We start from the raw sequence: 12377 nt of genomic DNA on the forward strand, positions 1-12377 counted from the left end.
AGCTCCTACATTAATGCTAAGAATGGTGAAAGGCACAATAAAATACCAGTAATAATAATGATGTAAAGCCCTATTCCTTTATATTTATGCAACATTGGCACTTTGTACACTAAATAAGCTGGAATAAGGCAACCAACTAAACCAAAAATCGGGCTACAGATTGAGGTGAAACTCAATACTGGAGCATTCAATACAATCGCTCCCCAAGCAAGTAAAATCGCCGCCAACATAATGCCTTTCGCAACCCATTTATGATTAATTTTTTCAGCAGGCATAAAACGCTGTAGCATATTCAATACAATACCTTGTGTTGCTTCGTGGAAACCAAGATATACGCCAAAAAAGGCGGTCATTACAGCAAAAATATTTAAAATCATTCCAACATAAGTTGCCCAGGAACCAGGGAAAAATTGAGCCACAATGGCTAATGCCGAAATATTTTGTTCATAAGCTTTGAGTGCTTCTTCTTTCCCCATTGCGAGAGTAAAAGAAACGGCATAGAAAAACACAGAGGTAAATAAAACCAAAAACGCAATATTCATCGCACGCAACGCTTTACGGCGAGCAATTTCAGGATCTTGTTCTCTGGAACGGTACGAAATCACCATTGGACTGAGTGTTTGAATAAATAAAATTGAAGTAAGCGTAAAAGGCAAGGTAATAATGGCATTTTTAATTAATAGCCCTGTTTCAGGCAAGGCTCCGATATTCGCCAAGTGCCACATACCGATCATTGAAAAACCTAGTGCAATCACCACGAAAAGTTTAGTAAGCACCATAAAACTCGACAGTTTAAATAATAATTGCTCGCCGCGTGAAGCAATCGCTACTAAAAAACAAATAATCATTAAACCATAAAATGGATTTTTTGATAGTAGCTCATCTGTCAGCCCAAAGGTCTGTAAATAAGAAGCACTGTCATTAGTGATTGCGGTGGAATAAACAAACATCCAAATAATTAACATCACAAAATAAAGCAACCCCAATAACACGCCCCAGTTTTTACCCAAATAGCCCGAGATCACACTGGGATAGTCTTGGCATTTTGGTGATTCTGCCAAGGTATTAATAAAAAGCCGTTGGAATAAATACATCGCGGGATAACCAATAATGGAGGAAAGCAAAAACACCCACATTCCCATTAATCCAACTTGTACAGGTAAAAACACAATCCCTGCCCCAATCGCCATACCAATGCTCATAATCACCCAACCGAAATCGGTGGAATCAAATTTCATAGCTTGCTTCATTTCTTGTTTAGAAAGTGGCGTACCCATAATATGTCTCCTTTCGTTTATGATTATTCATTTGATTTTAATTCACGCAAATGTTTATACACTGCGTGTTTGGTGATCCCTAATTTTTCCGCTGTAACATTAATTGCCTCTTTCAACTCAAAAATACCGCTCTCATTTAATAATGAAATCAATAACTTTGTTGTATTTTTTGGAGTAACATTATGCTGACAATCAAGTTGCACTCTTGCCTTTTTTAAGCTTTGCTCAACAAGATGCTCAACATCGACCCCAAAAACCTCATTATTGGTATGAGTTTCTGTTGGTAATTGAAAGGATTGCACAATTGAATGGAAGGGATAAGACAAATTAAGGTTAATACAAAATAAGCCAATGGGCTGCCCTTGCTCTCCCATAATTATGTGAGTGGTGGATTTCATCACACTGCCATTTGCCGTAGTAGAAAAATAGCTTTGCTCCAAATAAGCAGGATCAGATTGGTAGGCTTTTAAGATTTTTAATGCCTTATCCGTAATCGGTGAACCAACCTTACGTTCTGTATGAAAGCCATTGACAATTTTAACCACCGAACAGCTTAGCTCACTGAGTTCGTGAATGACGATCTCCGCAAACTCCCCCAACAAATTAGCAATTAAATCCGCTAATGAAAAGTAAGAAGAAAGTATTTTCTGATCGGATTGAGAAAGTGTTTTGGCTAATTTAACTGACATATATCACTCCTTGGCTTAGATAGTGATATTGTACTACTCAATTTTAGTTAAGTTAAAATAATTTAACTAAAAATGTGATCTTGGTATCATTTTTTTAACTAAAATAATAGCGCACTTAAAAAATAATGTGCATAAACTAAAATAAGAAAATTTATCTATACTATAAAACTGTTATTTATCAGATTAAGTGTTTCCCTGTAAGATCGGAATCCAGTGTTAAGAAAATGAGATAAGGTTTGACACAACCCCACCTTATTTCTATTATGCCTGTTATTATTAAATCTAAGTCATCACAATAAGTCGTAACAAAATGAAACAACATCCTTCTTTTTCTCTTATCCAACAAGCCCTTAAAGATCGCATTCTTATTTTAGATGGGGCGATGGGGACGATGATCCAGCAATATAAACTCACCGAAGCAGATTTCCGCGGTGAGCGCTTGAAAGACAGTACCATCGATCTACGCGGCAATAATGATTTACTCACGCTTACTCAGCCTTTGGTGATTCAAGCGATTCACGAAAAATATCTTGCCGCAGGGGCGGATATTATCGAAACCAACACCTTTTCAGCCACCACCATTGCGCAAGCGGATTATGCCCTTGAAAGCATTGCTTATGAGCTGAATTTTGCTGGCGCGAAATTGGCGCGTTTGGCGGCGGATAAATATAGCACGCCAGAAAAACCACGTTTTGTGGCAGGCGTGCTTGGGCCGACTAACCGCACCGCCTCTATTTCGCCGAATGTGAACGATCCTGCTTACCGCAATATCACCTTTATGCAGTTGGTTGATGCCTATGCAGAAGCCACCAAAGGATTAATCGAAGGCGGCGCGGATCTCATTATGATCGAAACTATTTTCGATACGCTCAATGCCAAAGCGGCAGCATTCGCCATTGATCAAGTGTTTGAAGAACTTGACATCAAATTGCCAATTATGATTTCAGGCACGATTACCGATGCTTCAGGGCGTACCCTTTCAGGGCAAACCACGGAAGCCTTTTATAACTCGTTGCGCCACGTTAAGCCATTGAGCTTTGGATTAAACTGCGCCCTTGGGCCAAAAGAATTGCGTCAATATGTGGAAGTGATGTCAAAAATCTGCGAAACCTTTGTTTCCGTTCACCCGAATGCAGGCTTGCCAAATGCCTTTGGTGGTTATGATTTAGGCGCAGAAGAAATGGCCGCTTATATTCAAGAATGGGCGCAAAACGGCTGGCTGAACATTGTGGGCGGCTGCTGTGGAACAACCCCTGAGCATATCCACGCCATTGCAGAAGTGGTGAAAAACGTGCCGCCAAGAGCCTTGCCTGATTTGCCTGTGGCAATGCGTTTATCAGGCTTAGAACCCTTAAACATTGATGAAAACAGCCTCTTTGTAAACGTGGGCGAACGTAATAATGTTACGGGTTCAGCCAAATTTAAAAAATTAATTAAAGAAGATCGCTATGCCGAAGCCATTGAGATTGCCATTGACCAAGTGGAAAATGGCGCTCAGGTGATTGATGTAAATATGGACGAAGCCTTGCTCGATAGCGAAAAATGTATGGTTCAATTCCTTAATATTATGGCAACCGAACCTGATGCAGCGAAAGTGCCAGTGATGATCGATTCCTCTAAATGGGAAGTGATCGAAGCGGGCTTGCAATCGATTCAAGGCAAAGGGATTGTAAATTCCATTTCCCTGAAAGAAGGTAAAGAAAAATTTGTTGAGCAAGCCAAATTGATCCGCCGTTACGGTGCCGCCGCCGTGGTGATGGCGTTTGATGAAGTGGGACAAGCAGATACTGAAGAACGCAAAGTGGAAATCTGTACCCGTGCTTATCATATTTTGGTTGATGAAGTGGGCTTTCCACCAGAAGACATTATTTTTGACCCGAATATTTTCGCCATTGGCACAGGGATTGAAGAACACAATAACTATGGGGTAGATTTTATTAACGCCACAGGACGCATTAAACGCTCACTCCCCCACGCTAAAATTTCTGGCGGTGTGTCCAATGTTTCTTTCTCGTTCCGTGGCAACAATCCAATGCGTGAAGCCATTCACGCCGTTTTCCTTTATCACGCCATCAAACAAGGTATGGATATGGGGATCGTCAATGCAGGGCAACTGGCAATTTATGATGATCTTGATCCTGAACTGCGTGAAATTGTCGAAGATGCGGTGCTAAATCGCCGTGCAGATGCCACCGATCGCCTGCTTGATATTGCGGATAAATACAAAGGTTCAGCCAGTGAAAGTAGCGATAATGCCGTGGCAGAATGGCGTACTTGGCCGGTGGAAGAGCGTCTAAAACACGCCTTAGTGAAAGGCATTACTAGCCATATTATTGAAGATACGGAAGAAGCGCGTCTGCAATTTAGCTCACCGCTAGAAGTGATCGAAGGCCCATTAATGGCGGGAATGGACGTGGTCGGCGATCTATTCGGGGACGGTAAAATGTTCCTACCACAAGTGGTGAAATCTGCGCGCGTGATGAAGCAATCGGTCGCCTATTTAGAACCCTTTATCAACGCCACCAAACAGCAAGGTGTATCAAGCGGAAAAGTGGTGATCGCCACGGTAAAAGGCGATGTACACGACATCGGCAAAAACATTGTCAGCGTGGTGCTGCAATGTAATAACTTTGAAGTGATCGATCTTGGTGTGATGGTGCCAGCGGATAAAATCATTGAAACGGCAATCAACGAAAAAGCCGATATTATCGGTTTAAGCGGTTTGATCACGCCATCGTTAGATGAAATGGAATATTTCTTAGGTGAAATGAACCGTCTTGGCTTGAGCTTGCCTGTGATTATCGGCGGCGCAACCACCTCAAAAGAACATACCGCCATCAAACTTTATCCAAAATACAAGCACGAAGTGATCTACACCACCAATGCGTCCCGTGCTGTAACGGTTTGTGCCGCATTGATGAACCCAGAAAGCAAAGCGGAACTTTGGCAACGAACCAAAAAAGAATATGAAAAAATTCAGCATAGCTTTGCTAACCGTAAACCTCTGCGCCAACAACTTCCAATTGAAGAAGCGCGTGCTAACGCTTTCCCAGCGTTTTCTGGCGAATGGGCGGATTATCAAGTGCCACAACCAAAACAAACAGGCATTGTGGAATACAAAAATGTGCCCATTTCCACCTTACGCCAATTTATTGACTGGTCGCCATTTTTCCGTTTATGGGGATTAATGGGGGGCTACCCTGATGCTTTTGATTACCCAGAGGGCGGCGAAGAAGCGCGCAAAGTCTATAATGATGCGCAACAAATGCTTGATGAATTTGAGCAAAACGGCAAACTCAAACCAAGTGGAATTATGGGCATTTTCCCAGCCTATCGTAAAGGCGATGATATTGAAATTTATCAAAACTCCGACCGCACTTCTGTGGCAGGCGTGGCACATCACCTACGCCAACAAAGTGAGCGAGGGAAAAATAGCAAAAGCCCTTACAATTTTGCTCTAAGTGATTTTATTGCTGATCGCGAAAGCGGCCAACAAGATTGGTTCGGAATGTTTGCGGTGTGCGCAGGAATTGAAGAGCACGATTTAGTAGAAGGCTTCAAAGCCGCTGGCGATGATTACAACGCAATTCTACTGCAAGCCGTTGGCGACCGCTTAGCCGAAGCAATGGCAGAATACTTACACTTTGAACTTCGCACAAAGGTTTGGGGCTATTCCAATGAAACCTTCAATAACGAAAATCTGATCGCAGAAAATTATGTGGGTATCCGCCCTGCACCGGGTTATCCAAGCTGCCCAGAACATACGGAAAAACAACTGATTTGGGATTTACTTGAAGTGGAACAACGCATTGGAATGAAACTCACCGAAAGTTACGCAATGTGGCCCGCTGCCAGCGTCTGCGGTTGGTACTTCACCCACCCAGCCAGCAACTACTTCACGCTAGGCCGCATTGACCAAGACCAAGCCTTAGACTACGCCCAACGCAAAGGCTGGAACGAAAAAGAAATGCACAAATGGCTTGGGGTTTCGATGAAGTAATTAAAATAGTATTTTTAATATAACCAATGAAATTTTTTAGGAGAAAATATATATGAGCTATAGAATTAAAGCACAAGTTGGAAAAACTAATATTTCTGGAAATGGTAATAATGTTAATCAAACAGGTAACATCAACCTTAACAACAGTAATAATACAACAATTAATAACAACTTTATCCCAAGAAATAAAATAAATGGAGATGACACAGGAGAGTTTATAATTTTTTCCATAATACTAGTAACACTTATATTCTTTTTACCAATCTTATTACTTAAATATCCAACACTTATTTTAACATTAATCAAATATTATTGGATGATTTTACTCCTCCCTTTATTTACATTTTTTAAGAATCGAAATTACGACTATAGGCTCATAGTATATTTTATAGTTATAACAATTAGTACAGGAGTGATTTTTTATTCTCAAAACATATTTTCAATTCAGGAGTTTCTAAATTTATCTTCTTATGCAAAGAATATGTCAATAACCCAATTTTGGAAGAACCTAGATAATTATTGGAGAATACTTGTGTTCTATTTTCTAATAAATATAACTATTACAATAGCACTACTCTTAGCAAATACAATTTTAGTTATTTCATTTTATAAAATATCAAAAGGAGATGAAAGTAAATTTAGCTACATTAAGATTATATGTAATTTAGCATTAGTTTTTTCATCCTTATACTTATATTTAACCCCTGAAAACTCAATAAAATTTATTGCAAAATATATAGAGATACTTAATAAACCTATTGAACTTTTAAATTATTTTATTAAATAAAATCTAAAATTCATACTTTTCTATTTTTAAGATATTTTGATTTATACAATCAATCTCCGCTTTCACACCAAACGCAATAGCTAGATTTTCTGCGGTTAGGACGTTTTGCGTGTTGCCGTGGGCGAGTAAGTTACCTTGGTGGAGCAAGATGATTTCGTCGCAGAAACGGTAGGCAAGATCAAGGTGGTGAATGGCGACAACGCAGGTGGTGTTTGGGGTGAGTGATTTTAATTGCTCTAAAATATCAATTTGATAATAAGGATCAAGGGGAGCGATGGGTTCGTCTGCCAATAAAATTGGTGCGTTTTTAATACAACAACGGGCAAGCTGAACACGGGCTTTTTCGCCGCCTGAAAGCTGTTGGAAAGGTTGTTCTAATAGATGTTGAACAGAAAATTGCTTCGCGGCTTGCTGGATCTTTTCTTGCTGCCATTGTTGGTGTGATGAATTAAATAAACGGTCAAAAAATTTGTCTTTTTTTGAGCGCACTTTTTCCTTAGGGATAAGCTGTGTTTCGGGCAAGCCGAGCGCAATTACGTCATAAACAGATAAATCCCAATAAATATTAGTACTTTGCGCAAAATACGCCAACGTTTGGCTTTTTTCAGTCAAGCTCATTTCAGTGAGCGGTTTGTCGTTCAATAAAATTGAGCCTGTTTCGAGTGGTAAAATGCCCGCAATGGCTTTGAGCAAAGTGGACTTCCCTGCGCCATTGCCGCCCATTATGCCCACTAATTTACCTTGGGGAATTTGCGCGCTGATATTTTTAACGCCATAAGCAAGGCTTACATTGTGCAAGTTAATCACGGGCTAATCTCCGTTGTTGAGTAAGCAAAATCCAAATCAAGCAAGGTGCGCCGATAATGGCGGTGAGCGTGCCAATATAAATATGCGAGAAAAACGGCACATATTGAATAGCAAGATCGGCAAGTAACAAAAGTAACGCACCAATTAGCCCGCTAGTTAGATAAAGCTGTGAAGGGCGTTTTTTCAGCCAGATGCGCGCAAAGTGCGGGGCAATTAAGCCGATAAATCCGATTGTGCCAGTTTGCGGAATGGTGGCGCCCACCAACAACGCCACACCAAGGGTGGTGATAAAAAAGCTACGTTTTGGGTCAATGCCCATCGTGCTAGCTGTTTCTTCCCCGAAAGTGAGTAAATCGAGGTAACGGCGTTGGCAATATAAACAGATTACGCCCACCACCACGATAGGCAAGGAAAGCAAGAGCGGTTCGATTTTTGCCCACATTAATGATCCCTGCAACCAGCGGTATAATTCTGCTAATGCCCAAGGGCTTTGTGCGTTGGAAAGCAATAAGGCGATGGCCGAGCCGAGCAACATATTCACCGCAACGCCTGCCAAGATCATCATTGTCGCCCCTTTATTTTTTGCAATGGCATAGACTAATAAAAAGCTGGCTAATGCCCCTGCGATCCCGCCGAACAGCAACAGGGACAATGGCACGGAAAAATAATAGAGCAAAAACACGCTCGCCGTGGTTGCGCCATTTGCTGCTCCCAACAACCCTGGGCTAGCCAAGGGATTTTGAAACAACCCCTGCATTGCATTACCTGCCAGTGCAAGGCTTGCTCCCGTTAAAATAGCTAAACCAAGACGTGGCAAGCGAATATCCCATAACACTAAAGATCGCATATCGGTGGCGATCCCCTGTGCATTGCGTAAATAAGCGAAATCCCCCAGCTGATGAAAAATCGCAAAGGCAATCAACAAAACCAATAAGGTCAAAAGGGAAAGGTTTAATCGTTTCATTCTGCTTGCTCTCTCTTATTCAGTTGGCGATAAATCATCGCCGCGCCTTGCCAAACGCCCTGATCAAAGCAATAACCATATTTCAGTGGCATTGTCGCCATTCGTTGCGCAGGGAACATATTGGCAATCAAAGGGTGCGTCAGCACTTCCGCCTGTTCGTTATAACCTTGTTTATCACTAATGGAAATCAGCCAATTTGGCTGCGCACGCAAAAGTTTCTCTAGGGAAAAATTTTGTGCCGTAATAGTGCTTTCAAGCGGCGTTAAGCCGAGCAATTTTAGCAAGGCTTGGTATTGTGGAAAAATCGGTTCAACTACGCCTGTATCGGAAAGAATTAAGGTTTGCGTATTCCTTTGATTGAGCTGAAAATCGCTATTTTTTAGCTTTTCTACTAACTGCTGGGCGTGGGTTTCGTTACCAAAGCGTTTGCCTAATTCCAATATCAAGGCGAAAAGCTGTTCTGCTGTCTGTGGGCTGTCATTAATAGGCAAAATTTTTACCCCGAGTTTTTTCAGATCTGCCACCAACAGGGGATAAAACTGCTCGTTAAGCAGAATAGTTTTATCCAAATAAGGCAATAAATCCGTTAATCGCGCGTTAAGTGCGGGTTTATTTTGATTAATTTTATCCAACATCATCAAGGGATTGGTGGAATAAATAGATTGTGCAGCAATTTGTTCAGGGCGAGCTAATTCCGCCAACAAGCGATCACTGCATAGGGTGAGCGACACAAATTGCTCTTGCGCCCAAAGCGGAACGGAAAAGAAAAGTGCGGTGAAAAATACGCGAATTTTTTGCATTAGAAAATGATGCCCCAAAAAACAAAGTGCGGTAAAAATTTTATTAATTTTACACCGCACTTTCACAAAAGCCTATCTGCTTATACGTTAGAAGCTGCCTTTCAAGCCCACATATAAGGTGCGACCATATTGGCCATAGCCTGCAACGCTTTCATATTTTTTATCAAACAGATTATTCAAGTTCGCATACACATTTAAGTTTGACGTAACTTGATAATTCGCGCCAAGGCCAACCAAGGTGTAAGACGGCATTTTTACTCGTGAAGAAGCGTAAGTCGTTTCATCAAAGTAAGTATCAACGCGTTTACCCACATAGTTTACATTCACATTCGTACCCAGTGCTTCAGTAATTTGATAGGCTAAACCTAAATTTGCCATATGTTTTGGACGGCGAAGTAAGGTTTGCCCTTTGCTATCTTTTGTTTGGGTATAAGTATAGTTGGCATAAGCGCTTAAATCATCGGTAATTTTGCCATTATAGGCAATTTCAACCCCTTTGATTTTAGTTGAACCATTCATATTTACCGCTTGTGAAACCCCACTAGGCAAATAAGCGGTACTAATAAAGTTTTTCACATTGCGCGCAAAATAAGTTACATCTAAGCTATGGCGTTTATCTGTGGTTTCAAAAAGCAAACCAATATCCCCACCTTTGCTTTTTTCAGGCTTAAGGTTTGGATTAGGTAAAAATGTGCCGTTGTAACCATAAAACTCAGTGATTGTTGGATTTTGAATGGCTGTACCAAAACTTGCGTGTGCTTTCACATTCGGCAATAAGCGATAAGTTCCCGCAATACGTCCAGTGAAGCTATTATCATAATGATTGCTATCGGTATAACGTCCACTTAGGCTTAAGCTATGCTCATTTTCACTGAACAGACGATATTCCGCCGCTACGCTTTTCTCGGTTAAATGCTTTTTACGGTTAGCCGAAGAACCAAAATCATAGGTAGAACGTTGATACTCTGTAAGCAAACTCAACGCTTGTTGCAACTCACCTTCTCGATCAAAATTAATGTCTAACTGATAGTTTGCATTTAGCTTTTTGGCATCATAACCACTTGCCCACGAACCAAGTGTATCGCTGTCGGTTTTTTGATGACTAACGCTTGCTTTGTGCTTAAACAACTCTTTTTCCGAGCCAACATAACCGCTTAATTTAAAGGTGGTTTCACGAGTGTGGGTATAATCATCAAAGGCTGTTTCTGCGGCATAACTATTATCAAAATGTGCTGTTTGGCTAAAATGGCTAGCTAAAAAATCAATACCTTTTTCGCCGTCATCATAGCCCACACGCAATGATAACGCATCACGATGGAATTTATCTCGCTCTTTTGCGCCGCCCGTACTCACGCGGCTGCCATCTTCCGCTGTGTAATGGAAGCGATCTGAACTATAAGCTGAAATGCCTTTTGTGCGATGGCTATCACCGTGCAAGCTATAATAAAAGCCGTTTTGCTGACCAGAAAGAGTCAGTGAGCCGTCATAAGTGCCTTTTGAACCTGTGCCTAAATCAAAGTCCACATTAAAGGGTTTATCCTTATAAAGCCCGCTTTTCGTGGTGATATAAACCACACCGCCCATTGCATCACTACCCCATAATGCCGATTGTTCACCACGCAACACTTCAATGCGATCAATATTGCTTAGGCTTAATCCACCGAAATCATAGCCATAACCTGACACAGGATTAACTTTCACGCCGTCAATAATCACCGCAGTGTGATTTGGATCTGCGCCACGCAGATAAAGGCTAGTTAATGTACCGCGTCCGCCTGATGCACCCAATGCCACGCTTGGCACGGTTTTTAATACATCAGAAACATAGTTGGCGTTGCGTTCAGCGAAATCTTTTTCGGTTAAAACCGTTACTGATGACGCCGTTTGCTCTTCGCTTACAGGCTCGGCATAAGCGGAATAAACATAAATTGGTGCGAGCTGTTCGCTTTGTGCTGCATTTTCTATGGCATAAAGTGCGGTAGAAAATGAGAGCAAAATTGCTGTGGTGATAATATTTTTTTGCATTGTCTTTCCTTTCTATATAAAAATGGCGCTATTTTGACATAGCACCATTGGGTTCGCAAATCTGAATTATTCATCATAAAAATGAATACTATTCATCTCTACGTTTTCATTGTTATAAAAAATCACAAAAAACTGACCGCACTTTAAAAATGGCCTATTGCTTCAAGATTGATCTTAACGCCGTCCCAATTTCTGCAAGGCTTTTTACGGTGGTTACGCCTGCTTGTTGGAGGGCTTGGATTTTTTCATCGGCGGTGCCTTTTCCGCCGCTGATAATCGCGCCTGCGTGTCCCATTCGTTTACCTTTTGGTGCGGTAATACCAGCAATGTACGCCACCACAGGTTTAGTTATGTTATGACGGATAAACTCTGCTGCTTCTTCTTCCGCGCTGCCACCGATTTCGCCAATCATCACGATGGCTTCTGTTTCGGGATCTTGTTGGAAGCGTTTGAGAATATCAATAAAACTTGAACCGGGGATTGGATCGCCGCCAATGCCAACGCAGGTGGATTGTCCAAAGCCCTCATCGGTGGTTTGTTTAACCGCTTCATAGGTTAATGTGCCTGAGCGAGAAACAATGCCGATACGCCCTTTTTTATGAATATTGCCTGGCATTATGCCGATTTTACATTCTTCAGGAGTGATAATTCCGGGGCAGTTTGGCCCGATCATCACTACGCCCGTCTCATTCAGTTTTTGTTTCACTTGTAGCATATCCAACGTAGGAATGCCCTCGGTGATACAGACGATTAAGGATAATCCTGCATTAATCGCTTCAAAAATGGCATCTTTACAAAATGGCGCTGGAACGTAAATCACGCTTGCTGTTGCACCGGTTTGTTCAACGGCTTCGCGCACGGTGTTAAACACTGGCAAGCCTAAATGGGTTGTACCGCCTTTCCCTGGGGAAACACCACCTACCAATTTTGTGCCATAAGCAAGGGCTTGTTCTGAATGAAATGTGCCTTGTCCGCCAGTGAAGCCTTGGCAAATCACTTTGGTATCTTTGTTCACTAAAATTGACATT

9 protein-coding genes are annotated in these 12377 nt (G+C 41.6%); 2 read left to right on the forward strand and 7 right to left on the reverse strand.

Annotation, left to right across the window (positions count from 1 at the left end; translation table 11 throughout):
- Positions 1-5: 5 nt before the first annotated feature.
- Together ELZ61_RS07820 and ELZ61_RS07825 are read right to left on the reverse strand one after the other, a co-directional pair.
- The gene (locus tag ELZ61_RS07820; protein ID WP_046097364.1) at positions 6-1277 is read right to left on the reverse strand and encodes an SLC5/6 family protein; all 1272 of its coding nucleotides are present in this window, start codon (positions 1275-1277) and stop codon (positions 6-8) included.
- Positions 1278-1300: 23 nt separating this feature from the next.
- Positions 1301-1966, reverse strand: a complete 666-nt coding sequence (locus tag ELZ61_RS07825) for a helix-turn-helix transcriptional regulator (RefSeq protein ID WP_126372709.1) — start codon at positions 1964-1966, stop codon at positions 1301-1303.
- 310 nt (positions 1967-2276) lie between these two features.
- On the opposite strand from ELZ61_RS07825, the gene metH reads away from it, so the two are divergent.
- The gene (gene metH, locus ELZ61_RS07830; protein ID WP_126372711.1) at positions 2277-5966 is read left to right on the forward strand and encodes a methionine synthase; all 3690 of its coding nucleotides are present in this window, start codon (positions 2277-2279) and stop codon (positions 5964-5966) included.
- A gap of 52 nt (positions 5967-6018) precedes the next feature.
- Positions 6019-6753, forward strand: a complete 735-nt coding sequence (locus ELZ61_RS07835; protein ID WP_126372713.1) for a hypothetical protein — start codon at positions 6019-6021, stop codon at positions 6751-6753.
- A 3-nt stretch (positions 6754-6756) separates the two neighbouring features.
- On the opposite strand, the gene ELZ61_RS07840 is transcribed toward ELZ61_RS07835, so the two are convergent.
- The 5 genes from ELZ61_RS07840 to sucD form a co-directional block, all read right to left on the reverse strand.
- Positions 6757-7560, reverse strand: a complete 804-nt coding sequence (locus ELZ61_RS07840) for an ABC transporter ATP-binding protein (protein ID WP_126372716.1) — start codon at positions 7558-7560, stop codon at positions 6757-6759.
- Positions 7553-8524 carry a FecCD family ABC transporter permease gene (locus ELZ61_RS07845; protein ID WP_126372717.1) on the reverse strand — a complete coding sequence of 324 codons (972 nt, stop codon included), beginning with the start codon at positions 8522-8524 and terminating at the stop codon, positions 7553-7555. The genes ELZ61_RS07840 and ELZ61_RS07845 overlap by 8 nt, the downstream gene beginning before the upstream one ends.
- A complete protein-coding gene (locus tag ELZ61_RS07850; RefSeq protein WP_126372719.1) occupies positions 8521-9324 on the reverse strand; it encodes a TroA family protein in 804 nt (267 codons plus the stop codon). The genes ELZ61_RS07845 and ELZ61_RS07850 overlap by 4 nt, the downstream gene beginning before the upstream one ends.
- A gap of 87 nt (positions 9325-9411) precedes the next feature.
- The gene (locus tag ELZ61_RS07855) at positions 9412-11349 is read right to left on the reverse strand and encodes a TonB-dependent receptor plug domain-containing protein (RefSeq protein ID WP_126372721.1); all 1938 of its coding nucleotides are present in this window, start codon (positions 11347-11349) and stop codon (positions 9412-9414) included.
- A 154-nt stretch (positions 11350-11503) separates the two neighbouring features.
- The gene (gene sucD, locus ELZ61_RS07860) at positions 11504-12376 is read right to left on the reverse strand and encodes a succinate--CoA ligase subunit alpha (RefSeq protein WP_126372723.1); all 873 of its coding nucleotides are present in this window, start codon (positions 12374-12376) and stop codon (positions 11504-11506) included.
- Position 12377 lies beyond the last annotated feature (1 nt).

This window comes from Avibacterium volantium, from assembly GCF_900635775.1.
Taxonomy (GTDB): Bacteria; Pseudomonadota; Gammaproteobacteria; order Enterobacterales; family Pasteurellaceae; genus Avibacterium; species Avibacterium volantium.

Bases quoted from the DNA above. Each gene is read 5' to 3' on its own strand.
- ELZ61_RS07850 (WP_126372719.1), bottom strand. From the start codon at position 9,324: ATGCAAAAAATTCGCGTATTTTTCACCGCACTTTTCTTTTCCGTTCCG.
- ELZ61_RS07820 (WP_046097364.1), bottom strand. From the start codon at position 1,277: ATGGGTACGCCACTTTCTAAACAAGAAATGAAGCAAGCTATGAAATTT.
- ELZ61_RS07825 (WP_126372709.1), bottom strand. From the start codon at position 1,966: ATGTCAGTTAAATTAGCCAAAACACTTTCTCAATCCGATCAGAAAATA.
- ELZ61_RS07855 (WP_126372721.1), bottom strand. From the start codon at position 11,349: ATGCAAAAAAATATTATCACCACAGCAATTTTGCTCTCATTTTCTACC.
- ELZ61_RS07835 (WP_126372713.1), top strand. From the start codon at position 6,019: ATGAGCTATAGAATTAAAGCACAAGTTGGAAAAACTAATATTTCTGGA.
- sucD (WP_126372723.1), bottom strand. From the start codon at position 12,376: ATGTCAATTTTAGTGAACAAAGATACCAAAGTGATTTGCCAAGGCTTC.
- ELZ61_RS07845 (WP_126372717.1), bottom strand. From the start codon at position 8,524: ATGAAACGATTAAACCTTTCCCTTTTGACCTTATTGGTTTTGTTGATT.
- metH (WP_126372711.1), top strand. From the start codon at position 2,277: ATGAAACAACATCCTTCTTTTTCTCTTATCCAACAAGCCCTTAAAGAT.